This is a genomic window from Rhodococcus sp. 06-235-1A, assembly GCF_002258785.1.
In the GTDB taxonomy this organism is placed as follows: Bacteria; Actinomycetota; Actinomycetes; order Mycobacteriales; family Mycobacteriaceae; genus Rhodococcoides.
Genome location: NZ_NOYI01000018.1, coordinates 130,086 through 153,568, shown reverse-complemented (window position 1 = coordinate 153,568; position 23,483 = coordinate 130,086). Strand labels below are relative to the sequence as shown.

The window sequence follows — 23,483 nt, the reverse complement described above, 5'->3', positions numbered from 1 at the left end:
CGGTCCGACTCGGGGGGAACGACATGACAGTGAATGTGGATCCAGTGATCCTGCGGCAGTTCTCGAATGTGTTGTCGGGAACGGGGGAGGCGATTGCCGAGTTGGATACCCTCGCCCCGTTCCGGGAATCCGAGAATGCGTTGCAGGGTAGTGACTTTCGTGCAGCGTGTGCGGCGGCGGCAGCGGCAGCGGCCGGAGCAGTTGCAGCTCTCGCCGGGCGGGCCGAGTGCGTCGCAGACATTGCCCGCGGGGTCGCGCAGAACTACGAGATCGCCGACGACGAACTCGCCCGCCGCCTCGCTGCGATGGACCAGCCGAAGTGACCCCGACGGTGCCGCACGTCGCGGGCTGGGAGCCGGAGTCGATGCGCAAGACGATGATCGAACTGGCCGAGATTGTCGAGCGCGTCAACGGCCAGCGCACCGGGGTGTTGGAGGAGCAGGATGTGCTGGCCGAGAGCTGGACCGGCGAAGCAGCCGACGCCGCAGCCGAACGCGTGGTGACCGAATGCTCCCGGATGAGCTCGGTGTGCGGTGAGATCGATTCACTCGGTAAGGCATTCGAGACCGCAGCAGGAATGGTCGAGGCCGCGAAGGCGCACCTGCAGACGCAGGTGTCGGCGGCGACGACGAGCGGGTTCGCCGTACGGGCCGACGGTGTGGTGGACCCCGAGGGAATGATCGCGCTGATACCGGACAGCCTGGGCGAAGAGAAAGTGCGCCAGGCCGACGAACTGCGCTCTGCTGCAGCGCAGTTGACCCAGGACATTCAAGGTGCTCTGAAGCAGGCAGAGCGGGCCGCGCTCGACGCTGCGCAACAGTTGGCCGAGCCCACGAAGCTGTTGACCGAGCTTGGGCTCAGCAGCCCGACCGGAAAATTCGTGGAGAACCCGGACGGCTCGTTCTCGTGGATGCCGGACTGGCCGACGACCGTGGCATCGACGGTGATCGGCGGCATGGCCGCCGTGACGAGGCGGGCGCTGGAATTTCCCGGCGTCGATTCCGTCGACGATGTTGCCAAGAACATCGGCCGTGGGCTCGGGGTCTTCGGAGTCGCTGCGGGCGCGATTCCCGGGATCGCGGGAAAAATCGATGAGGGGATGAACCCGGCCGAAGGGGTCATCGTCGAGGCCACACCGATAGCCGCTGGAGCAGTTGCGACGTGGGCATTCGGTGCCGTGGGTGGCCTGGCGGGTTCTATTGTTCCGGGGCCGGGCACGGTGGCCGGCGCTGCTGCCGGAATCGCTGTGGGCGGATTCGTCAGCTACAGCGTGGACAAGCTGTTCGAGGCGGCAGGGAAATGAGCGAACACAGGGACAACCGGACGCCACATCGCGAGGATGTGCTGAGCAAAAGCGCGGTAGGACAGAAGTACCCACTGTGGGTGAGAACGTGGCGCAGTGTTCACCTGGGTTGGCTCATAGCGCTCGGCGTTCTGTCTGCCGTCCTTGCCGCGACAATCGTGACTGTTGGACTGCAGAGAACAATCGACGCGGACACTCTGCTCTCCATGTCGTGGCTGACGTTGGTGTCTTCCTTGCCGCTCACGCTCGCGGTGTTGTTGTCCGGCATCGGATCTGCGCGGCTTTCACGTTTCGTCCGACCGGTGAACGTCGCCGGATTCAGCCGAGGCGTGGCAGTGCCGGGGCGGGGGAATGTGTTGTACCGCAGCGGAATACTTGTATTCGCGTTGGTGGCCGGTGTGTCTTACGTCCAGTGGGGAGGAGATGAACCAGTAGGTGCCGCGCGCCACCAGCTGACGATCCTGGTCATGTCGCACTTCGGCGCTCCGATACTCCTGCTGTTCTTCGCGCTGAGTGTGCTTGTCGTCAACCGCACCAGAATCTCGCTGCACCCCGATGGCATTGTGGAAGAGATTTATCGTCGCCGCGGGTGGAAGGTCACCACAGCCGTCACGGTCGTGCCGTGGGACGGGATCGTCGAGCTGCAACCGCAGACGCATCCGAATCCGGCCCTGTCACATCCGCACTGGTACCCAACCGTCCGAGTCGCGTACCGCGCAGCCGACAGCGAATCGCATCAGGTGCTGGTACTGATGGCATGCGAGAAGAAGGTCGAACCGAATGCGTTGTATGCCCTGTTGCAGTGGTGTCGCGACAATCCCTGGGCTCGTGAGCAACTAGGCCAGGACGATGCGCGCGAATTGCTCCGTCCGCCCAGTCTGCTCGAGCGTATCCGCGCCGATCGCGCCGCATCGACCTCCGTTGGAAGGAATGCGGTCCAGTGACGGTTCGAGAGGGGGCGATCGAAAGTTTCCTCGAGCAGCAGGGGGTCGAACTCGTTCCCGTGCATCGCAACGAATGCAACAGGTTCGGTCTCGAACTGCCGACAATGCCGGGCTGGGACCTGGTTCCCGAGCACCTGTTCCCGCATGCCACCGCGGTGCTCTGTTCGCCGGCGAATGCCGTCGACGGGTTCGTGCCGAATGCGCTGGCTCTGGTCGGGAAGTTCACGCGATCAGTGGACCCGATATCGCTCCTGGAGTGCGGGTTCGGAGACTCATGGGCGTTGCCCGGTTGGGTCGAGGTCAGTCGCGACTCAGCACCGCTGCGCGGACTGCCGTCCGTCTCGATCGCCGGTCGATACGATTGGGACGGCAGGACGCTGTTCGCCCGGACCCGCTATGTCGTCGTCCACCACATCGTCGATCAGTACCTCGTACAGATGACGGTCACCCTGCCCGACCTGACCAGGGCTCGATTGGGTTGGGCAGCAGACGAGTTCGTGGACGAGGTGCGGATCGGGTACGAGTGACTCACGCCGGAATCTGCTGGACGACGGCGGCGACGGCCTCCACCTGGTCCGCGATGCGAGGTCCCCATCGACTCGAGAGATCCTCGTCCATCGGGAAGATCCGATCGTCCCGGACGGCGGGCATCGATCCCCAGCCCGGCCGAGCTGCGACGGATTCGGCTGTCACTCCGCAGCATTGGGCGTCGGCGAGAAAGATCATGTCGGGGTCCGCGGTGATCACCGTCTCGGCGGACAGCTGCGGGTAATCTCCTGCATCGGAGCCGTCGGCGATGCTCTGCAGACCGAACAGGCCGTAGATCTGGCCGACGAAGCTCTGGCTGGTCACGGTGTACAGCGTGTCGTCGAGTTCGTGGAAATACGTGAGCTGCTCTTCGCGCGTCGGCACGCTCGCGACGGCCGCATCGATCCGGTCACGCATCTGCGCGACCACTGCGTCGCCTTCGGCGTCGTGCCCGGTCGCGCCGGCCACTTGTTCGATCTGCGAGTATGCGTCGTCGAGGCTCGTCGCGGCCGGCAGCAACAACGTCGGGACACCGGCCTCGGCGAGAGTGGACGTCACGATGCCCAGGTCGGTCGAGGTGATCACCAGATCCGGGTCGTAGGCAACGATCGCCTCGAGGCTCGGCGTGAATGCTGACAGGCCGGTCTTGGGCGCGTCGGCCGGATAGTCCGACTGATCGTCGACGGCCGCAACCTGCTCGCCCGCCCCGACGGCGAACAAGGTCTCCGTGGCCGTCGGGCTGAGCGAGACGATCGTGCGGGGCATCGCGTCGATCGTGACGGTCCCGCCGTCCGAGCCCGACGCGATCGTCTTGGGAAACTCCCCGCTCGGTGCAGCGGACGAGGTGGCGGCCGGGGTATCGGTCGTCGCGCTGCCGCACCCGGCTGCAACGAGCGCGACGACCGCGAACCCTGCTGAGATCATTCGTGCCGATCGACGCTGCACTGCCGCTCCTGTGTGTCCGATGCCCGTGGAGCGCCAACACTATCGGGTCTTGGGTCAGCGTCCCAGGCTGCGCGCCAGGTACCGCCCGGTGTGGGTGTCCGAGGTGAGTAGCCCGTCCACCGTTCCGGTGAACGTGACCAGGCCGCCGTTGTGGCCGCCGTCGGGGCCGAGGTCGATGACCCAATCTGCGGCGGCGATGACGTCGAGGTTGTGCTCGATGACGATCACCGACCTGCCCTCGTCGACCATCCCGGACAGCAACGCGATCAGGTTCGACACGTCCGACGGGTGCAGACCGGTCGTCGGCTCGTCGAGTACCAACACCGGTGACGATCCGACCAGCTCGGTGGCGAGCTTGAGGCGTTGGCGCTCGCCACCGGACAACGACGAGAGGTTCTGGCCGAGCGAGAGGTAGCCGAGCCCGACGTCGCGGCATCGCCGCAGGATGTCGCGAATCTTCTTGACGTCGAAGAAGTCCTGCGCGTCCTCCACCGACATCTCGAAGATGTCCGCGATGCTGACGCCGTCGACGGTATGCCGGATGGCACCCGACCGGAACCGCCTGCCCTGGCACGTCTCGCATGTGCTGGTCACCGGGTCGGTGAAACCGAGGTCGGTGAAGATCACGCCACTGCCCTGGCAGTCGGGGCAGGCACCGTCGGAGTTGGGTGAGAACAGCGACGGGGGCCGGCCGGTCTTCTTGGCGAAGTAGGCGCGAATCGGGTCGAGGAGTCCGGTGTACGTCGCGGGAGAGGAGCGGCGCGAACCGCGGATGGGTGCCTGGTCGATGATGACGGCGTCCGGGGCCGCCTCGCGGAGGTGCCCGTGGATGAGAGAAGACTTGCCGGAACCGGCGACCCCGGTGACGGCCGTCAGGACTCCCAGCGGAACGTCGACACTGACGTCGCGCAGATTGTGGGTGGTTGCTCCGGTGATGCTCAGCCAGCCCGAAGGGGCGCGGGGAGTCCGCAATTCGATGTTCTCACGCCGCAGTGCGGCACCCGTCCGGGTGTCCGCGGTGCGCAGCTCGTCGTAGGTTCCCTCGAACACGACTGTGCCGCCGGCCTTTCCGGCCCCGGGTCCGATCTCGACGATGCGGTCGGCGATGGCCATCACCTCGGGGTCGTGCTCCACGACGAGGACGGTGTTGCCCTTGTCGCGCAGGGCGAGCAGCATGTCGTCGAGGCGGTGCACATCGCGGGGGTGCAAACCGGTGGTCGGTTCGTCGAAGACGTAGAGCATGTCGTTGAGGGTGGCTCCGAGATGCCGCACCATCTTGATGCGCTGCGATTCACCACCGGACAGCGATGACGTGGCGCGGTCCAGGCTGAGGTAGCCCAGCCCGAGATCGACGAGTCTGCGTAGTTGCGTAACGATTTCGCTCGTGAAGGTGCCAAGGCCTTTGATGTCCCAGCCGTCGATGCGGTCGGCGAGTTCGGAGACCTGCATCGCGAAGGCGTCGGGCAGGGACAACCCTTCGAGGGTGGCACCTCGGATGGTCTCGTTGTATCGAGAGCCGCCGCAGGCCTCGCAGGTGCCACGGGTCACGATGCGCTCGAACGCGAGCTTGGCTTTGCCCTTGAGCGCATCGGCGTCCTTCGCCAAGTAACTGCGCCGGAACCTGGAGACGATCCCCTCGTAGCTCTTCATCACGGCGTCGGGGTTGGTCACCTCCACTTCTCCGGGTTTGGCGTCGAAGAAGACGTGGCGCTCTCGAGCTGAGTACTGCTCGATCGGGACATCGAGGTCGAACAGGCCCGAGTCGGCGAACACTCGGTACGGCCATTTGCCGACCTCGAAGTCGGGATGCTTGAACGGCCCCTCGCGCAAGGACTTCGACTCGTCTACCAGTTCGCCGAGGTCGACGACCTTCGCTTCACCGAGCCCTTCGCATTCAGGGCACATTCCGGCGGGGTCGTTGAACGAGAAGGCGTTGGCGTACCCGATCGACGGCGTGACGCCGCGAGACCACAGCATGCGCAGCCAGTCCCCGATGTCGGTGATCGTGCCGACGGTCGAACGCGGGCCACCGAACAGTCGCTTCTGATCCACGATGACGACGGCCGAGAGATTGGCGATCAGGTCCGCGTCGGGACGGCCGTAGGACGGAAGGAACGTCTGCGCGAACGCGGTGAACGTGGAGTTGATCTGCCGCTGGGCTTCAGCGGCGATGGTGTCGAAGACGAGCGACGACTTGCCGGATCCGGAGACGCCGGCGAAGACGACGAGCGAACGCTTGGGCAAGTCGAGGTTCACGTCGCGGAGATTGTTCTCGCGTGCTCCGCGAACGATGATGGTGGACAGTTCGTCTGGAGGTGTGGATGGTTCGGTCGAGATCGTCGGCTGGGCTTGAGTCATTGCGTTCGAGTCGCCTTTCGCCGCCCCTGACGCTGGTTCGTCCGGGGCCGACGCAGTCTACCGTACGGCGTACGGAAATGCTCGGAAAGAGCCCGCCGTAACAGACTTACCGGTCTGGCGATCTCTCATGGGCACCGGTTGCATCAGGCCGTCGGTTACGTCGAAAGGTATTCATGACAAGCAATAGTCCCTTCCGCGTGGGATCGGCCATCGTGCTCGCCCTTCCTGTGTTCGTCCTCGCGGGCTGCGGATCTACGGACTCCGCCGAGGCCGAGGTCCGGACCGAAGTGCGGACAGTGACCATGGAGGTGACCACGACCCCAGCCACGACCGCGCCGACGTCGATCGAGAGGATTGTCCTTCCGGACACCACCGCGCCCGAACCGCCCGCCGCGGAGCCGGTCCTCGTGGCCATGCCTCCGGTCGTGTGTATGAATCTGCAGACTGCCCAGAATGCGATTCAGGCTGCAGGTGTCTTCTACTCGCGGAGCGTCGACGCGTCCGGTGCGAGCCGGATGCAGGTCAACGACTCGAACTGGATTGTCGTAGCGCAGGATCCGCCCGCAGGGACTCTCATCGGTGAGGGGGACGCACTGCTGTCCGCGGTGAAGATCGGTGAGCCGAACAACTGTTGATCTACCGGCTGATGCTGTGCTTGCCTGGAGCCGGTTCCTGCTCGGTCGAGCTGTAGGCAAGGTGGCCTCCGATGAGGCCGCCGACGCTCGCTGTTGCCAGACCTGCAGCAGCCAGTGCCTTGGCGATGCCATCGGTCTGCTTCCGACGCCGTAGGTAGGAGCCGAGGAAGAGGAAGACGCCGGTCGCGTTGGAGGCCGCGTGGATCATCCCGACGCGTCGCTGGCGGGTGTTCATCGTCGACCAGTCCGCCCAGCCGGTGGCGATGGCTACCGGTGCGGACGCCAGCCCGACGGAGATCACCAGTTTGCTCGCCCGGGACTGGTGATTCATCAGGTCGAGGACGACTGCGCTCGTCCAGCTGCCGATGGTGACGTTGACCAGCGCTGGGTGGATGGGGTGTCCGATCCACCGGCCGCGGAGTGCGGAACCGACGGCGGTGTCGTCGAGTGCGGGCGCGAGAACCCCGTTGATCGCGTTGCTGGCTCCGTCGAGAAAAGAGGCCGATTCGAGGCTGTCCAGTGCTTGTTTGGCTGTCATACCTTCCCGCATGCCCCACTGGTCCTGCGCGAACCGTAAGGGCAGCCAAACACGGGACGAAATGCTTGGACGTCCTATAAAGTCGAGTGATGAGCAGCAGCGGAACACGAGTGAACACCGTCGACGGCGTCCTGCGACGGTCGGCAGCGAAATTCCCCGACCGTCTCGCCGTGACGTTCGAGGGACGTAGCCACACCTACAGAGAACTCGATACCGCTGTCACCCGCGCTGCTCGACGACTGCGTGCGATGGGGTTGGACAAAGGTGACCGTGTGGCGGCGTACGGCGTCAACTCCGATGCGTATGTCGTCGCGTTCCTCGCTTGTGTGCGAGCCGGGTTGGTACATGTTCCGATCAACTACGCGCTCGTGGGCGAGGAATTGCAGTACTTGCTGGAACAGTCGGGCGCACGCGCGGTGCTGGTCGACCCAACGTTGGTGCCCATCCTCGACTCGGTTCGTGCCACCCTGAGCATCGAGCACGTGGTGTCTCTTCCCGATGTGCTGGGCACGGACGGCGACAGTTCTGACCTCGACCCCGCCGCAGAGTCGACCGACCTCGCTCAGTTGCTCTACACCTCCGGAACGACGTCGAAACCCAAGGGCGCGATGATGTCTCACGGTGCGCTGGTTGCGGAGTACGTCTCGTGTGTCATCGCCCTCGGGTTCACTCAGGACGACGATCCTCTGCTCGTGATGCCGATGTACCACTCGGCGGGGATGCACGTGTTCATGCTGCCGTACCTGTCTGTGGGTGCCACTGTGCGTTTGATGCGTAGGCCCGACGTTCCGGAAATCCTGCGCCGCATCGAAGAAGAGAAGATCAAGTCGCTGTTCCTGGCCCCGACGGTCTGGGTTCCGCTGGCCAATCACCCCGATCTGGAGACGCGCGATCTCTCATCGTTGAAGAAGGCGCAGTACGGGTCGTCGATCATGCCGGTCACAGTGCTCACCCGACTGCGAGAGCGGTATCCGGACATCGAGTTCTACAACTGTTTCGGGCAGTCCGAAATAGGGCCGTTGGCAACGGTATTGCAGCCTGCCGAGCACGAGGCGAGGCCGGCGTCGTGCGGCCGCGCGGTTTTCTTCGTCGAGACCCGCGTCGTCGACGCCGACTGCAACGATGTGCCGGACGGTGAGCCCGGCGAGATCCTTTACCGTTCCCCTCAGTTGTGTGACGGCTACTGGGACAAGCCAGAGGCGACGGCAGATGCGTTCTCGGACGGGTGGTTTCATTCCGGCGACCTGGTGACCCGCAATGCCGAGGGGTTCATCACCGTCGTCGATCGGATCAAGGACGTGATCAATACCGGCGGCATTCTCGTCGCGTCACGCGAAGTGGAGGATGCGCTCTACACCCATTCGGCGGTTGCAGAGGTCGCGGTGATCGGAACGCCTGACGACAAGTGGATCGAGGCGGTGACGGCCGTCGTCGTGCTGAAGGCCGGGCAGGAGTTGTCGGCGGAGGCGCTGATCGACCACGTCAAGGGTCGAATTGCGCCGTTCAAGGTGCCCAAGACAGTGACGTTCGTCGACGAGTTACCGCGCAACCAGAGCGGGAAGCTGCTCAAGCGAGCGTTACGCGGTTGACCTGTCCTCAGGCTGCGCGCCGTTTTCGTCGGTGGTGGCTGGGGATGGGTTGTCTTGTGGGGTCGATGGATTCGGGTGGGATGGCGTAGGGGTGTCCGTCGTCTCCCATGATCAGCTGCCAGTCGCCGTGGTGGACGAGGCGGTGGCATTCTCCGCAGACCAGCGCGAGGTTGTTCAGGTCGGTTCTGCCGCCGTGTTCCCAGAATTTCACGTGGTGGGCTTGGCACCACTGTGCGGGGCGGCCGCACATCACGCAGCAGGTGTCGCGGATGGTCAGGGCGATGCGTTGGTCGTCGGAGGCGAGTCTGGTGGTTCGCCCGAGGGCGAGGGGGACGCCGTGGTGGTCGACGATGACGGGCGTCAGGTCAGCGTCGCAGGTGACGAGCTCGGCGAGGGAACGACTGATCGGGCCGGCCCAGTCGAAGCGGAACGGCCAGTCGGCATCGCCGGGCGCGGGCATAGACCCCTGCACGGCACCATCACCACCGGCTGCTGTGTCGCCGCGAGCAGCATCGTCGCCCGGCGCGGGCGCAGACCTCTGCCCAACACCATTAACACCGGCACCGCTGTTCGGGGAGCCAGTGGCGACCGCACCGGTTCCCGTCGAATCCGTTGCAGTGCTGTCGGATTGCGTTCTACCGCCGTGGGCGAGCAAGTCCCGCAGTGAAACGATCAGGTGCACCGACGCCCGCGACCCGCCCGCCGCCCCGCGGCTGCTGCCGTGCAGGTGTCGGTCGAGGATCTGATCGAGTGCATCGGCCCGCCGCTTCGACGGACCACGCGGATCGCGTTCGCCACCGGGACCCGGCCGCGGCGCCGTCAACGGCGACAGCGCGGTGAGCAGCTTCTCCGCCAGAAGCTGGTCGACGTTGCCGCCGAACTGAAAGCGCCCGTTGGCCAGAGGATGAACATCGAACCGGTTCAGATTCGGATTCTCCGCCACCGGCACCGGCGGCGGCCCCGACGGAACAGGCTCCGGCCCAGCAGGTTCGGGCTCGCCTGCGCCACCCGAATCACCCGCGCCACCCATATCGCCCGAACCATTCGCGTCATCATCCGAACCACTCGCGTCGTCGGTGTCGCTCGACCCGGCATCGGCTCGGCTCGCCTGTTCCCGTTCGCGTCGCTGCTTCTCGGCCTGCTCGTGTCGGGCTCGGGCGTCGTCGGCCGCGGAATGCGCCAATGCCTGAGCGCGGGAGGTGACCTGCCCGGCGGTGCTCCGCAATGCGGTCTCGAGCAGTTCGGCGACCACAGCGTGGCGGCGCTGTGCGTCGAGGGTGGGGTCGGCGATGACGACGGTTGCGTACCCGTCGGCTATCGCCGACGCATGTGAGAGATGGATGTCACCACCGCCGAGGGCGTCGAGCACGCTCGGCCAGTCGGTGAGCCAGTGCCCGAGTTCCATCTGACGGGTTGCGGATCCGTCGGTGATGCGCACCGACCTCGCGTACCAGCGGGTGACGGAGGAATGACCGAGTTTCATCGCCAAACCACGTCGGTCGATCTCGGCGAGCAGCGTCAATCTGGCTGCAGCGAGCGCGTTTTCGTGGGAGGTCACGTCGGCTAGCTCGGAGACCAATTCCTGATCTCCGAGCTCGAACACATCCCCCCATGTCTTCACACCACGAAAGCTATACCCACCCACCGACAACTTCTGCGGCGCAGGTCAGCGCTTCCATCGGATGCGGATGGGCCCTTTGGCGGTCGACGGATCGACGACTGATCCCTTCTGGGTGATCTCGACTTCTCCCGCGTCGACCATGCGTCGAGCCGCGCGGCGGACCGGCTCCATCAAGTCGCGCCATCCGTCGTCGGACAGGGCCCGTGCCACGTCGGAGGGGCAGATCGTGGCGTCGCGGGATCGGGCGTCGAGCAGGGTTCGGATCTTGTCTTCGAGTTCTTTGTCGGTGGTGCTCACCTTGTGCCGCCGGCACGCGTCGCTGCAGTACTTGATGTCATCCCAGTTCTTCTCCCACTTCCTGCGCCATTCGATTCGCCGCCCGCACGATGCGCAGACCTTGTCCGCGGGGTGAGCCGTGGGGGAGCGGCGAGAATGAGCCATGCTTCGACAGTAACCTTCTCGCATGGCGATTCGACCCATCCTCATTGCCGGCGACCCGCGGCTGACAACCTGCGCCACTCCGGTCACAGAGTTCGACGCGGAACTGGCCGCGTTCGTGGACGACCTGTTCGAGACCAACACCGCCGCGCACGGGGCCGGTCTCGCCGCCAACCAGGTAGGCGACTCGCGCGCGATCTTCGTCTACGACCTGCGCGACGGCGGCGTCCGTCACCGCGGGCACGTGGTCAACCCGGTGCTCGAGACGTCGCCGATCCCGGAGACGATGCCCGACCCCGAAGACGGTGAAGGGTGTCTGTCGGTTCCGGGTGAGAGGTACCCCACCGGCCGCGCGAACTGGGCCCGCGTCACCGGTGTCGATGTGGAGAACAACCCGGTGACGGTCGAGGGCGAGGGCTACCTGGCTCGGTGCCTGCAGCACGAGTGCGATCATCTGGCCGGTCATCTGTATCTCGACCGCCTGATCGGCCGCAATCAGCGTGCAGCGAAGAAGATGATCAAAGCCAATGGATGGTTGGGGCCGGGCAACAGCTGGCTGCCCGGATCCGACTCGAATCCGTTCGGGTGGTGATCAGCACGCCCCGGTAAGTGCGCACGCCGTCGAGCGTTCCAGCTTCCACCGGCCGTCCGACACAACGAATTCGATCGTGGTGGGTTGCTCCTGTGACGTTCCCGTCGCCTCGACTCGGCCGGCAGCGATCGCAGTGACTCCGTCGAAGACCACATCCGACACGATTGCGCCGCTACCGGTGAGAGCGACCAGCGTCGTTCCGCCGATTGCCAGGGCGACTCCGGCGACAATCTTCTGCAGCATGGTGGCTCCGTCGTTTCGAGCACGAAAACTCGGTCCTCACTGGATCGATCGCAACCGACCTTGCGTCACGAAACTGCGCGGCCGCCGAACACGGCACACTGGAACCATGACCGCACTCGAAGCTCCCATCGTCGCCGAACGGCTAGGCCGTCGCCTCACGATGTGGGGTGGTGGAAGTGTGCTCGCCGGGACTGCGTTGGCCTGGCAGGGCTCATCGTCTGCTCGTCGCGCGTTCGGTCTGCAGACGGCTGGGTGGGGTGCGATCGATCTGGCGATCGCGGGTGCCGGCGCACTGAGTTCCAAGCCCCCGACGGCTGCGAGCTTGAGCCGGCTGCTCTGGATCAACGCCGGTCTCGACGTCCTCTACATCGCGACCGGTGCGCACATCGCCGTCAGGAAGCCTCGGTTCGGCCGTAGGATCACCGCCGACCAGGCGTTGGGTCACGGAACGGCAGTCGTGGTCCAAGGCCTCGCCCTGCTCGTTCTGGACACGACGCACGCCCGCATGATCAGGCGCTAATCACAACAGTGTCATTCTCGCAGTAGGCGATTTGTCAAGCACCGACACGCCTCATTTGTTGCGCGATGAGTAGATTTGCGTAACACTCGTCCCACTAGTCACATCAGTATCGTGGGTCACACGGGAAACGGTGGGTTCGTTCATGCGTGTACGTAGTCGGCAGATCGCTGTCGGGGCTGTCCTGGCACTGGCAGTGAGCGGGCTCAGCGCTCTGACCGCGCCTACCGTCTCGGCCGAACCCTGTGGTGGCCTGGGTGGGCCGGGTTCGTCGCCGCTGTTCGGTTCCTCGGGCAGCGCGGGCATGTCGGGCAAGAACCCGCAGGGCCCGCAGGGGCCTCTCCCGCGGATCACGGGCAACACTCAGAGCATCGCCTGGGTCACCGGACCTCAGAGCGTGAACGACACCTACAACGATCTGGCGATGTCGGGGACCGATCTGGGCATCACCTGGGACAACGGCTCCGGCCAGATCCTGATGGCGTTCGGTGACACGTTCGGCGATTGCTCGTCCGGCAACGCCCAGTGGCGCAGCAATGCGCTCTTCCGGTCGGACAAGGCGTCGACCGACCTCTCCCAGGGAATCAAGATCGGTCCGGCCGACCCGAACAACACCACCTCGGGCGCTGTTGTCAGAGCTGACAACCCACGCTATGCCGCCGAGATCATCTCGAGCACAAAGCTACCGAGCGTCGAAGACACGACCATCCCGACGGCGGCCATCGCGATCGGCGGCACCCAGTACATCAACTACATGTCGGTGCAGAGCTGGGGTGCACCCGGCCGCTGGGTCACGAACTACTCCGCGACAGCCAAATCGACCGACAACGGCCAGAATTGGACGACGGACCCCAAGACCATCCGCGTCAACAAGGGCGTCACGATCCCCGGCTTCACCAACGTCCACGAAAGCCAGGGCAAGTTTCAGCAGAGCGCGTACGTACTGGGTCGAGACGGCAAGTACCTCTATCAGTTCGGCACTCCCAACGGACGATTCGGCGATGCGTTCGTCGCCCGAGTCGCGCCGGCCGACATCGAGAATCTCGACGCGTACGAGTACTCGACGCAGGATCCTGATCCAGCCAAGCAATGGTCCAAGAACATCGGCGATACCGTCGCCATCGTCAAGGGCCCGGTCAGTGAGATGTCGGTTGCGTGGAACGACTACCTCGGCCGCTACGTGATGATGTACGGGGACGAGAACTCTCGCACGTTGGTCGCACGCACTGCCGACAATCCCGAGGGCCCGTGGAGTGCGCCGAAGACGATCCTCGATTCCAACCAAACAGCCGGCGGAATCTACGCGCCGTTCATTCATCCGATGTCGAGCGGAAAAGACCTGTACTTCACCGCTTCTCGGTGGTCGGACTACAACGTGCTGCTTCTCAAAACGAACCTCGATGCGCTGAAGTGATCTCCGCGGACCGTTGGACGGCTTTGTCGAGGTAGGCGTCGACGTCCAGATCGAACACCCCGGAGGCCAGCCCGCGCCGGATCGTCGCGAGATACCTGCTCGACGGTTCGCCGGGCTCCCGCACGATCGAACTGGTCAGCGTGAACGCGGGCAGTCCGTCGATGTCCGGGAGCCGCAGCAGGGCATCGTATTTTCCGCGGAAGCTCTCGCCTGTGCGATCCACTGCCAGCTGCGACCATTGTCCGATGGCAAGCGTCTCCGTCGCTCCGACATCGATGGATGCAACAACGTTCTCGACCGCGGCCAGATGAGCGAACTGAGCTCGTTCGATCAGATATCCATGCCCTACAGAACGATTCGCGGCATCGACCGTTGTCGAGACGAATGCGGATGCTCCCGTCCAGCGCCGCGAGACTCCTGCGAAATACAGCGCATGATCGACCCACAGCCATGTCTCCTCAGCAGGCAACGCCGGCGTCGGTGCAGTGGGGTGCGCACCGAATTCGGAGCTCTCGTCTGCTCCGGTCAGATAGGTGAAAAACCTCTCCCGCAACAGATTCGACCCGTAGGAGACGTACCAGAGCTGATCGCTCACTCGGTCTCGAACAGCTGTCGGTATGCCTCGGCGAGCAGATCGGCAGCGAGGTCGCGGTTGTGTGCCGCTGCACCCGTGGAGTCTCCGGACCGCATCAGCCGGGCGTTGAGGCCGTAGGCGAGGTCGTCGAAGGTGTCGTCGTCGATCCCCAGGTCGACGTCCACGTCCTCCTCCAGCAGCGCACCGAGGTCGATGGACCACGACCACACGCGTTCGTCCCGGTACGGTCCGCGTCCGGCACTGACAGTCTCGTTGGAGATCTCGAGCTGCTCGTCGGTCCGGTCGCGCGGAACGTTGGTGTTGATGCGCAGGTCCAGCTCGATCGTGTCGTCCTCGTGCATGATCTCGTCGACGCGGAGGGTCTCGAATCTACCGCACGTCAGCGTCACCAACCGCCGAGGGCCGGTTTCGGTGGCTTCGTCCGACAATGCGGCGATCTGCCACAGGTACTTCGCAGTGTTCGCCGGGTCGGGTATCGACGAGTTGATGTAATCGGCCACGATGCTGCGGATAGCGGGGTAGGCGATGTGGTCGGACAGTTCCCAGAATTGCCGACGGGCTTTGCCGACGGCTGCGTCGAGCAGGGTGGCGCGTTTGGCTCGTTCCTTCGGCAGAGCGGCTTTCGCTCCCGGTGTGTCACCCAGTGTGGCCGCCTCCGAAGGGCGTTCGCGTAGACGACTCAGTTGTGAGACGACCGACTTCAGCGGCTCCAACCGGTCTTCGGTACCCGGCGTGAAATCGAGCGCCTCGATGTCTACCCAGATGTCTCTGTCGGCGAGGAATTGAGCTGCGACGGAATCGGAGTAGCCGGCATAGGCTTCGCCGTTGACGAAGTGCAGAACGTAGAGCCCGGACCGGTGGTCCTTGGACGCGAAGATCGTGGCAATGGATCCGGCGTCGGTGACGTCGAACCGCTCGAAGGCGAACCCGTCGGGTGTGGAGGCTGTCGTCATGGTTGTGAATCTACCCAGGTGAGCGGGCAGCGCCTATTTCGAGCCGTGCCCGCATTGTCGGGTATTCGTGTCCTCCGGCAGACGAACAGGGTGAACCCTGGGAGAAGGAACGTCCAAAAACATTCTGCTACAACATCTGCCAATCTTCGAAGTGTCGGCAGCCGGTCTGTCCACGTGAACCGACGACGAATTCTCTTTTGCTGCAATCCATTCAATTTTTCTGTCACTTCGACACTGCCGGCCTTGACGTGGTCGAGGGCTGTTTTGAGATGATCGAGGGATGAGTCAAAAGCGGGAGCTTATGTGGACCCGAGCTCGGATTGCCGCAGGCCGCCGGCATTCGGCTGCTGTATCCGCCGACGGTTCCGTCCTGACCGCAGGCAGACCCAAGTCGGAGGAGCGCGACGTCGACGACTGGACCGATGTCGTGGCTGTAGCGGTCGGGAGCGTACACACCGCCTCGAACACGGGGCGTTCTCACACGGTGGGGCTGCGTACCGACGGCACGGTGCTTGCTACCGGTTGGAACGGCGACGGGCAGTGCGACGTCGAAGATTGGTCGAACGTCGTCGGTATCACCGCTGGTTGGCGGCGCACCCTGGCGGTGCGCGTCGACGGAACAGCTCTTGCGGTCGGTCGTCGTCAGCAAGGAGCCAACGAGGTCCAAGGGTGGGGTGAGCTGGTCTCCATCTCAGTGGGGGACTGGCATACCGTCGGGCTCCGAGCGGACGGTACGGCCGTAGCCGTGGGAAACAACAGGAAGGGGCAGTGCGCGGTAGATGGTTGGCGTGATGTGCGCGCCGTAGCTGCTGGCTATCTACACCCTGTCGGGCTCACCCGAGGCGGTCGTGTCATCGGAACCGGGGATCGGATGGCCGGTGTCGACGAGCTGCCGGATTGGCGAGATGTCGCTGCAGTATCGGCCGGCAGCTATCACACTGTTGCCGTTCTCCACAGTGGGCGCGTGCTTGCGGCCGGCGACAACAGTCGCGGGCAGTGTGGGGTTGCAGCGTGGCGAGACGTGGTGGCCGTGGCCGCCGGTTCTACTCACACGCTCGGGCTCCGAGCCGACGGAACTGTGCTGGCGGTCGGCAACAACGACGACGGCCAGTGCGAAGTCGATAGCTGGCAGCTGACCCCTGCCCGTTGGTGTCGGCTCCCGCTCGAACGTCCGACGGACGGTACCTTCGGTCGGTGACGACCACGACCGCTGCCTACTCTGCCCGTGCAGAGGAGTACACCGACCTCCTCGGCTCCATGTCAGCAGTGCACCCGTCGGACCGCCAGATCGTTCACTCGTGGGCCGAGCGCCTCAGCGGACGGGTTCTGGACGCCGGATGCGGGCCAGGGCACTGGACGAATTACCTGGCAGGGCTTGGACTCGACGTCCGCGGTATCGACCTCGTGCCGTCGTTCATCGCCCACGCCAAGTCCACCTACCCGGACATCCGGTTCGATCTTCAGAGCATCGATGACATCGCCGAGGCCGATGGGTCGCTGGGTGGCGTTCTGTCCTGGTTCTCGACTGTTCACCACGATCCATCGGCAATTGTTGAACCACTCGCTGAGTTCGGACGGGTGCTTCGGCCGGGAGGCCAGCTCGTTCTGGGCTACTTCAGTGGCCGAACAGTCGAGTCGTTCGATCATGCCGTCGTGAGTGCCTACCGGTGGCCGGCCGAGGAATTGCACACCCTGCTGAGTGCGGCAGGGTTCGACGTTCTGGAGACGCACGTGCGGGAAGCTCGAAACGAACGGGCCGTGGGGGCGATCGTGTGCGAACGACGTTGCGCAGAGGCCGGACCGACCCCAGCTGGGCTCTCCTGCTGAGCACTTCGTCCGACGCGCGATCGTAACGGCCGAGAAACACCCCTGATCTACGTTCGAGATTCGGACAATTCAGGAGGCATCATGGCGCGGTCGATGGCGGAGCAGGCAGCGGAGACGATCACCAAGGGAATCGGTCGTCGCGGATTCATCCAGGCGGTGGCTGCTCTGGGAGCGGGCGTCGGAATTGCCGGAACGGCAGCGTGTTCCACTTCGTCGTCGAACACTGCCGCTACGAGTTCATCGGCACCGGCTCCCACCGCTGCCGGCATCCTTCAGCCCGGAGCCGGCGACATCTCCGGCGATCACTACCTGAGCTCGGAGGTCGACAAGGTCCTGTGGGGTTACGTTCCGACGGTCGAGTCCGAATCGGTGCTGCAGATGAAGTCCGGTGAAACGGTGACCATCGACGCGCTCAGCCATGAGGGGATCCTCGAAGATCAGGGCCGCGATCCCGTCGAATTCTTTGGCGGCAAAGGTGTTTCCGAGTCCGACGTTCTTCAGGACGCGATCGACATCGCCGGCGGGTACGACCGGACGGTCCGCAACTTCGACGTCGACGGACCGCATGTGGCGACGGGCCCCGTGTTCGTCGAAGGTGCGCAGCGCGGCGACGTGCTCAAGATCGAGACGCTCGAGGCGATTCCACGCGTTCCGTACGGAGTGGTGTCGAGCAGGCACGGCAAGGGCGCTCTGGCGGTCACTGCGTCCGGTGAGGCACCCGCGGGAATCAGCCTCGACGAGGTCATGCCGCCGATCGGAAGCGACGGCAGGAAGTCGGGTGATCCGACGCAGTACGGCAACGTGTCCACGTTCACTGCAGTCGAGGACGGACAGGGTGTGATGCGGTACGGCGATGCGGCCGTGCGCTTTCCGCTGCGACCGTTCATGGGGATGATGGGCGTCGCGTTCGCCAGCGATCCGGGTCTGACGTCCCCGAACGCGAACTCGATTCCCCCGACCCTGGGCGGCGGCAACATCGACGTCGGTCTTCTCGGCGTCGGTTCGACGTTCTATCTCCCCGTGTTCGCGGAGGGCGCGTTGTTCTACGTCGGTGATCCACACATGGCGATGGGCGACGGCGAAGTGGCGCTCACCGCGATGGAGGGTTCCTTGCGCGGCACGTTCCGCCTGACGGTCTGCAAGGCGGGCAGCGGGGACGCGCCGTCCGTCGCGTATTCGTATCCCTTTGCGGAGAACGAGGATTCATGGATCCCGATCGGCCTGTCCGATCCGGACGGTGCTGTCGGCGGTCAGAGTTCGGACCTGAACGCCGCCATGCGTCGCGCTGTGGTCAATGCTCTCGACTTCTTGGAGACGGATCTCGGCATGGATCGGGCGACGGCGTACGCATACCTCTCCGCGGCCGCGAACTTCACCGTCTCGCAGGTGGTCGACAAGACGGTCGGGGTGCACGGCCAGATCTCGAAGGCGCACTTCGACCGGTAGGTGTGCACCTTCGGCGCAGTGGTGCGTTCGAGTGCCTCAGCGGGCACCTGATCACGCCACTGCCGAAGGCACCTCAGCGGTGCGCAGTCGCGATGAACTGCCGGGTTGCGGCGTCGACGATATCTGCAGGGGTGATGTCTATTTCGTCGTTCAGCCAGGCGATCACGAGTTCGGCGAGTCCGCCGATGAACAGCAGTCCGTTGATCTCGGACTGCGGTTGGGGGAAAGCCTGCTCACCGTAGAGTTCGCGTGATTGTTCGGCGACCAGATGTGCGAACGCGCGCATGGATTGTCGTCGGTATGCCCGGAGCGAGTCGACGGCCAGCGATTCGATCATCGCGACGCGGCCCTTGCGGGGGTCCTCGGTGAGCACGTCGACGAACGCGGCGATGGCGTTGTGTACCTGTTCCTCGACAGTGGGTGCGGGGGAGTGCAGTGCGTCCAGGGCCTTGGCTCGGATCTCGTCGGATATCGAATCCACCACTCGTTCGAGTAGATCGTCTCTGCTGCTGAAGTTTTCGTAGAAATAGCGTTCGGTCAGCTTGGCATGCGCGCAGATGGCGGTCATGGTCGCGCCCTTGGCCCCAGCGGCCGCGAACACCTCGAGCCCGGCATCGAGCAAACGGGCCCGACGGTCGGCAAGGCGATCGTCGGCGCTCATGCCGTTGTAGCGGCGGGTGGTGGAGGCCATGGATAGATCTTGACAGAGGAAGCAACTGTGACGCAGACTACATCTCATCTGACAGGACGCTCTGTCAGATTGATGGAGGTCGACAATGTCCCGTGCTCTCGCAGCTCCACCTGCTGATTCGACGCTACAACCGGTGTTGGGCGACGGCGGTCTGCCCGTCGTCGGCCACACCCTCGAGTACATTCGTGATCCCTTGAAACTGCTCGGGAGTCGGTGGGAGAAGTACGGCGAAGTGTCATGGCTGACGATGGCCGGGCAGAAATGGATTACCGTCCTCGGTCCCGACGCGTGCCAGCAGGTGCTGCAGAACGCGGACAAGGCGTTCGTCAACGGGGATGGGTGGTCGCTGCTGATCGGGCCCTTCTTCCACGGCGGTCTGATGTTGCTCGACTCCGAGGAGCATCTGCGGCATCGCCGAATCATGCAGCAGGCCTTCACCCGGGATCGCCTCACCAAGTCCGTCGACGCGTTGAGCCCGGTCACCGCAACAGGATTGGACGCCTGGCAGGGCGGACACGACTTCCAGGTCTACCCCGCGCTCAAAGCCCTGACGCTGGAGGTTGCGACCAGCATTTTCATGGGTGGTGCCGAGGACAGTACCGACGCCGACATCGCGGAGCTCAACGCCAGTTTCGTGGCGTGCGTTCAAGCCGCGACCTCGATCGTGCGCTTCCGGGTCCCGGGAACGCGGTGGAAGCGGGGGCTCGACGGCCGGGCTGTGCTCGACGACTTCTTCCGCCGCTACCTACCGGCCAGGCGCGCACACGAAACCGACGACCTCTTCTCGGTTCTCTGCCACATCGAAGGGGAGAACGGCGAGCGCTTCTCGGACGACGAAGTGATCGACCACATGATCTTCCTGCTCATGGCTGCGCACGACACGTCGACGATCACGCTGTCGACGATGATGCAGTACCTCGGCCAGCATCCGGAGTGGCAGGACAAGTGTCGTGTCGAGTCCGAGGCCCTCGGCACGGATACACCGACGCTCGCGCAACTCGACGAACTCCCCAGCGTCGATCTGGTCATGAAGGAATGTCTGCGTTTGGTCTCGCCCACGCCGGTGGTCGCTCGCCGTGCAGTCAAGGACACCGAGGTGCAAGGCAAGTTCGTTCCCGCAGGGACGTACGTTTCGGTTGCCCCGCACTTCACGCATCACATGGCGCAGTACTGGCCGAACCCCGAGAAGTTCGACCCCTGCCGATTCGCCGATGATCGCCGTGAGGACAAGGTGCACCGCTACGCGTGGGAGCCGTTCGGCGGCGGTGTGCACAAATGCATCGGCATGTTCTTCGCCGGCGCGGAGATCAAGACGATCATGCATCACCTGCTGCTGCGGTTCGACTGGTCGGTCGATCCTGATTACGTTGCACCGCTCAACTTCACGTCGCTGCCCTTCCCGGAGGACGGGCAGCCCGTGCAGCTGCGAAAGCGGTAGGTCTATCCGGCGCGGTCGGTGAGCCAGCCGATGATGTTCGCGGTGACCTCGTCACGGTTCGTCTCGTTGAGGATCTCGTGGCGGGCACCGGGGTAGAGGGTGACGGTGACATCGCTCATCCCGGCCTCGCGGTATCGGGATGCGAGGGTTTCGATCAACTGTCCGCCGTCTGCGAGCGGGTCGTCGGTTCCCGAGGTGATGAGCAACGGGAGGTCGGTGCGGATCTGCTCGAGGTTGTGTGGGTCGGCGAGCTTGTCTGCCTCACCGAACAAGGCGGGAACCGTCGACTCCGGGAGGTCGAAGCCGCACAGCGGGTCGGCGACGTAGGCGTCCACTTCGGCCTCGTCACGCGAGAGCCATTCGTATCCGGTGCGGTGCTCGAAGGCTGCGTTGAACACGCTCAGGTCGCCGGCGGGGGCGTCGGCCATTCCGGCCGCGAGGATGTCCAGCGTGGTCGTTCCCGACAACACCACACCCTCGTACAGATCCGATCGCTCGATCAGAACATGCTGCGCGGCAAACGAACCCATCGAATGGGCGAACAGGAACAGTGGTAGGTCCGGGTACTCGTTCAGTAGCGATTCACCGAGTTGCTCGATGTCGGCCCACAACCCGGCGAACGCGGCGGCACCGAAATCGCCCGGAGTGTCGACGATCGACTGCCCGTGGCCGCGATGATCGGACGCGACGACGTGGAATCCGGCGTCGTTCAGGGCGGCGGCGAATCGGGCGTAGCGGCTGCCGTGTTCGGCGAGGCCATGCGCGATCTGCACGACGCCGCGAGCCGGGTCGGCCGAGGTGGCCCAGGTGTAGGTGCTGATCTCGATGTCGTCCTGCTTGGATACGAACGACGAAGCGTTGGCCACGAGTGTCTCCTTGAAGCGGCGAGGGGGTCGAGAATCGAACATATCTCCTACGCCCGCAAAACCGGGTCGAAATGCTCGACGACGGGAAACGGCTCGTAGAAGTGATGCAGCAGTGCCTTCCACTCCTGGTACTCGGCGGAGCCACGAAAGCCCTCGGTGTGGTCTTCGAGTCGATCCCACTCCACCAGCAGCAGATACACATCGGGCTGCTCGATGCCGCGCGACAGTGTCAGATTCACGAACCCCGGCATCGAGGCGATGATCGACTTCGCGTCGGCGAAGGCGGTCTCGAATTCCTCGGTTCGTTGGGGAATGACATGCAGCAGGGCGTGTTCGACGATCATCGAAACAGTATGACCGCAGCATCACGAAGCTCCCCGTCAACTGCCCGGGGAGCGTCGTCTGCGGAGCCTACTTCGCGGAGACTCGCACCAGTTTCTTGTTCACGAACTCGTCCATGCCCCACGGTCCCAGCTCACGGCCGACACCGGAGCGCTTGACTCCGCCGAACGGTAGGCCGGGCAACGTGGTGCCGTGTTCGTTGACGAAGGCCATGCCGACTTCGAGTTGCTCGGCGACGTCGCGAGCCTTGTCGAGGTCGGTGCTCCACACGGATCCACTGAGGCCGTATGCCGAGGAGTTCGCCAGTTCGATTGCCTGCTGCGGGCTTTCGATCTTGTAGATCACCGCTGCCGGTCCGAAGAGCTCTTCGCTGTACGCGCGCATGTCCGGTGTGACGTCGGTGAGCAGCGTCGGCTGCACGAATGCACCCGGTCCTTCGATCTTCTTACCGCCGGTCAGCAGTGTTGCGCCCTTGGCGACGGCGTCGTCGATCTGCTCGATCAACGTGTCGGCGGCGGTCTGCGACGACAGCGGGCCGAGGGTGGTCTTCGCGTCCAACGGGTCGCCTGTCTGCACCGCCTCGAACGATGCGGTGAGCTTGGTGACGAAGTCGTCGTAGTACTCCTCGGCGACGAGGATGCGCTTGGCGGCGTTGCAGGCCTGGCCTGCGTTGGACAGCCGAGCCCGGGTCGCGGACTCGACGGTGGCGTCCATGTCGTCGGAATCGAGCATGATGAACACGTCCGAGCCGCCGAGTTCGAGCACGACCTTCTTGAGGTTGCGTCCGGCGGTCTCGGCGACGGAGGTTCCGGCCCGCTCGCTACCGGTGAGTGAGACTCCCTGCACTCGCGGGTCGGCGATCATGTCCGCGATCTGATCGTTGGTCGCGAAGATGTTGATGTACGCGTCCTGCGGTAGTCCGGCCTGCTGGAAGATCTCTTCCATCAGCAGCGCCGATTGCGGGCAATTGGGCGCATGCTTGAGCAGAATTGTGTTGCCCACCATCAGGTTCGGGCCTGCGAACCGGGCCACCTGGTAGTACGGGAAGTTCCACGGCATGACGCCGACGATTGCACCGACCGGCTTGCGCTGCAGCACAGTGTCTTCCGCGCCGGGCACGTCGAGCTTCTCGTCTTCGAGGAGCGCGGGGCCGTTGTCGGCGTAGTAGCGGTAGATGTTCGACGACAGCTCCACCTCGCCTCGGGATTCGGTGAGGGGCTTGCCCATTTCGATCGAGATCGTGCGGGCCAGTTCATCGGAACGCTCGGTGTAGAGATCGGCGACCTTGTGCAGAATTTCGGCGCGGTGCTTCGGTGAGGTCTTGCGCCACGTCTGGAAGCCGGCGTGTGCATCGGCGAGTGCACGCTCGACGCCGGCGCCGTCGAGAGTCTCGAATTCCTTGACAGTTGTGCCGTCGGCAGGATTGACAGTCTTGTAGGTCGTCATACCCCGTTCAACGGACGGGGAGGGTGCCATTGTTCCGATTCGGGCAAATCGGATGCTCCGGCGGTGGTCAGGGGCAACCCGGGGCAAGGCCGCGAAATCCTTTGAGCGCCGTACTGGTCGGTAACTTGGAACCGCTGGTGGAGTGATACCCCACAGGCACGCACAGCCGCGGGTTCGAAGATTAAAGTTGACGACGAACGCATCCAAAAGACGA

The 23,483-nt window shown here is 64.4% G+C and carries 25 protein-coding genes and 1 pseudogene; 13 read left to right on the top strand and 13 right to left on the bottom strand.

Annotated features, from left to right (window positions below; translation table 11 throughout):
* Positions 1–23 precede the first annotated feature (23 nt).
* The 4 genes from CH275_RS17745 to CH275_RS17730 are packed head-to-tail and all read left to right on the top strand — an operon-like array spanning position 24 to position 2,774.
* A complete protein-coding gene (locus CH275_RS17745; protein WP_094679644.1) occupies positions 24–323 on the top strand; it encodes a type VII secretion target in 300 nt (99 codons plus the stop codon).
* Positions 320–1,303 carry a hypothetical protein gene (locus tag CH275_RS17740; RefSeq protein ID WP_094679643.1) on the top strand — a complete coding sequence of 328 codons (984 nt, stop codon included), beginning with the start codon at positions 320–322 and terminating at the stop codon, positions 1,301–1,303. Before CH275_RS17745 ends, CH275_RS17740 begins: the two co-directional genes overlap by 4 nt.
* Entirely contained in the window at positions 1,300–2,247 is a 948-nt protein-coding gene (locus tag CH275_RS17735; RefSeq protein ID WP_094679642.1) for a hypothetical protein, read from the top strand. The genes CH275_RS17740 and CH275_RS17735 overlap by 4 nt, the downstream gene beginning before the upstream one ends.
* Positions 2,244–2,774 (top strand): LpqN/LpqT family lipoprotein, encoded by a 531-nt coding sequence (locus tag CH275_RS17730; RefSeq protein WP_179276209.1) that lies wholly within the window; start codon positions 2,244–2,246, stop codon positions 2,772–2,774. Before CH275_RS17735 ends, CH275_RS17730 begins: the two co-directional genes overlap by 4 nt.
* 1 nt (position 2,775) lies before the next feature.
* Here the strand turns inward: CH275_RS17730 and CH275_RS17725 are convergent, their stop codons facing one another.
* Positions 2,776–3,699 carry an ABC transporter substrate-binding protein gene (locus tag CH275_RS17725; RefSeq protein WP_094679640.1) on the bottom strand — a complete coding sequence of 308 codons (924 nt, stop codon included), beginning with the start codon at positions 3,697–3,699 and terminating at the stop codon, positions 2,776–2,778.
* Positions 3,700–3,774: 75 nt separating this feature from the next.
* Entirely contained in the window at positions 3,775–6,078 is a 2,304-nt protein-coding gene (locus CH275_RS17720; RefSeq protein ID WP_094679639.1) for an ATP-binding cassette domain-containing protein, read from the bottom strand.
* 173 nt (positions 6,079–6,251) lie between these two features.
* On the opposite strand from CH275_RS17720, the gene CH275_RS30055 reads away from it, so the two are divergent.
* Positions 6,252–6,713 carry a hypothetical protein gene (locus tag CH275_RS30055; RefSeq protein WP_256991101.1) on the top strand — a complete coding sequence of 154 codons (462 nt, stop codon included), beginning with the start codon at positions 6,252–6,254 and terminating at the stop codon, positions 6,711–6,713.
* Between the two features lies 1 nt (position 6,714).
* Here CH275_RS30055 and CH275_RS17710 read toward each other — a convergent pair whose 3' ends face one another.
* A complete protein-coding gene (locus tag CH275_RS17710; RefSeq protein WP_094679638.1) occupies positions 6,715–7,251 on the bottom strand; it encodes a DUF2231 domain-containing protein in 537 nt (178 codons plus the stop codon).
* Between the two features lie 89 nt (positions 7,252–7,340).
* Here CH275_RS17710 and CH275_RS17705 point away from each other — a divergent pair, with 89 nt between their 5' ends.
* Complete coding sequence (locus tag CH275_RS17705; RefSeq protein ID WP_094679637.1) at positions 7,341–8,840, top strand: fatty acyl-CoA synthetase; 1,500 nt, start codon at positions 7,341–7,343, stop codon at positions 8,838–8,840.
* A gap of 7 nt (positions 8,841–8,847) precedes the next feature.
* Here the strand turns inward: CH275_RS17705 and CH275_RS17700 are convergent, their stop codons facing one another.
* The 3 genes and pseudogenes from CH275_RS17700 to CH275_RS30045 form a co-directional block, all read right to left on the bottom strand.
* Entirely contained in the window at positions 8,848–10,461 is a 1,614-nt protein-coding gene (locus CH275_RS17700; RefSeq protein WP_256991100.1) for an HNH endonuclease signature motif containing protein, read from the bottom strand.
* A 45-nt stretch (positions 10,462–10,506) separates the two neighbouring features.
* Entirely contained in the window at positions 10,507–10,758 is a 252-nt protein-coding gene (locus CH275_RS30050) for a DUF3253 domain-containing protein (RefSeq protein ID WP_243595553.1), read from the bottom strand.
* Between the two features lie 15 nt (positions 10,759–10,773).
* Positions 10,774–10,902: pseudogene (locus CH275_RS30045) on the bottom strand (DUF2256 domain-containing protein); the annotation flags it as partial.
* Positions 10,903–10,924: 22 nt separating this feature from the next.
* On the opposite strand from CH275_RS30045, the gene CH275_RS17690 reads away from it, so the two are divergent.
* A complete protein-coding gene (locus CH275_RS17690; RefSeq protein ID WP_094679634.1) occupies positions 10,925–11,491 on the top strand; it encodes a peptide deformylase in 567 nt (188 codons plus the stop codon).
* Here the strand turns inward: CH275_RS17690 and CH275_RS17685 are convergent, their stop codons facing one another.
* Positions 11,492–11,734: a hypothetical protein gene (locus tag CH275_RS17685; RefSeq protein ID WP_094679633.1), complete on the bottom strand. Its 243-nt coding sequence runs from the start codon at positions 11,732–11,734 to the stop codon at positions 11,492–11,494.
* A gap of 106 nt (positions 11,735–11,840) precedes the next feature.
* On the opposite strand from CH275_RS17685, the gene CH275_RS17680 reads away from it, so the two are divergent.
* Positions 11,841–12,254, top strand: coding sequence for a DUF6992 family protein (locus CH275_RS17680; protein WP_094679676.1), 414 nt, complete (start codon positions 11,841–11,843; stop codon positions 12,252–12,254).
* Positions 12,255–12,396: 142 nt separating this feature from the next.
* Positions 12,397–13,665, top strand: coding sequence for a DUF4185 domain-containing protein (locus CH275_RS17675; protein ID WP_094679675.1), 1,269 nt, complete (start codon positions 12,397–12,399; stop codon positions 13,663–13,665).
* On the opposite strand, the gene CH275_RS17670 is transcribed toward CH275_RS17675, so the two are convergent.
* Together CH275_RS17670 and CH275_RS30040 are read right to left on the bottom strand one after the other, a co-directional pair.
* Positions 13,637–14,260 (bottom strand): hypothetical protein, encoded by a 624-nt coding sequence (locus CH275_RS17670; RefSeq protein WP_094679632.1) that lies wholly within the window; start codon positions 14,258–14,260, stop codon positions 13,637–13,639. The two genes, CH275_RS17675 and CH275_RS17670, sit on opposite strands and share 29 nt — an antisense overlap.
* The gene (locus CH275_RS30040) at positions 14,257–15,213 is read right to left on the bottom strand and encodes a hypothetical protein (protein WP_256991099.1); all 957 of its coding nucleotides are present in this window, start codon (positions 15,211–15,213) and stop codon (positions 14,257–14,259) included. Before CH275_RS30040 ends, CH275_RS17670 begins: the two co-directional genes overlap by 4 nt.
* A 301-nt stretch (positions 15,214–15,514) precedes the next feature.
* Between CH275_RS30040 and CH275_RS17660 the strand changes: the two genes are divergently transcribed.
* The 3 genes from CH275_RS17660 to CH275_RS17650 all read left to right on the top strand — a co-directional run bounded on the left by CH275_RS17660 (position 15,515) and on the right by CH275_RS17650 (position 18,486).
* The gene (locus CH275_RS17660; protein WP_094679631.1) at positions 15,515–16,411 is read left to right on the top strand and encodes an RCC1 domain-containing protein; all 897 of its coding nucleotides are present in this window, start codon (positions 15,515–15,517) and stop codon (positions 16,409–16,411) included.
* Positions 16,408–17,040 (top strand): class I SAM-dependent methyltransferase, encoded by a 633-nt coding sequence (locus CH275_RS17655; RefSeq protein WP_256991098.1) that lies wholly within the window; start codon positions 16,408–16,410, stop codon positions 17,038–17,040. The genes CH275_RS17660 and CH275_RS17655 overlap by 4 nt, the downstream gene beginning before the upstream one ends.
* Before the next feature lie 81 nt (positions 17,041–17,121).
* Positions 17,122–18,486 carry an acetamidase/formamidase family protein gene (locus CH275_RS17650; RefSeq protein WP_094679630.1) on the top strand — a complete coding sequence of 455 codons (1,365 nt, stop codon included), beginning with the start codon at positions 17,122–17,124 and terminating at the stop codon, positions 18,484–18,486.
* 73 nt (positions 18,487–18,559) lie between these two features.
* Here CH275_RS17650 and CH275_RS17645 read toward each other — a convergent pair whose 3' ends face one another.
* Complete coding sequence (locus CH275_RS17645; RefSeq protein WP_179276208.1) at positions 18,560–19,177, bottom strand: TetR/AcrR family transcriptional regulator; 618 nt, start codon at positions 19,175–19,177, stop codon at positions 18,560–18,562.
* 85 nt (positions 19,178–19,262) lie between these two features.
* On the opposite strand from CH275_RS17645, the gene CH275_RS17640 reads away from it, so the two are divergent.
* Positions 19,263–20,615 (top strand): cytochrome P450, encoded by a 1,353-nt coding sequence (locus tag CH275_RS17640; RefSeq protein ID WP_094679629.1) that lies wholly within the window; start codon positions 19,263–19,265, stop codon positions 20,613–20,615.
* Between the two features lie 2 nt (positions 20,616–20,617).
* Here the strand turns inward: CH275_RS17640 and CH275_RS17635 are convergent, their stop codons facing one another.
* The 3 genes from CH275_RS17635 to CH275_RS17625 form a co-directional block, all read right to left on the bottom strand.
* Positions 20,618–21,481, bottom strand: a complete 864-nt coding sequence (locus CH275_RS17635; protein WP_256991097.1) for an alpha/beta fold hydrolase — start codon at positions 21,479–21,481, stop codon at positions 20,618–20,620.
* A gap of 47 nt (positions 21,482–21,528) precedes the next feature.
* Positions 21,529–21,825, bottom strand: a complete 297-nt coding sequence (locus CH275_RS17630; RefSeq protein WP_094679627.1) for an antibiotic biosynthesis monooxygenase family protein — start codon at positions 21,823–21,825, stop codon at positions 21,529–21,531.
* A gap of 67 nt (positions 21,826–21,892) precedes the next feature.
* Positions 21,893–23,269, bottom strand: a complete 1,377-nt coding sequence (locus CH275_RS17625) for an NAD-dependent succinate-semialdehyde dehydrogenase (protein WP_094679626.1) — start codon at positions 23,267–23,269, stop codon at positions 21,893–21,895.
* Between the last annotated feature and the right edge of the window lie 214 nt (positions 23,270–23,483).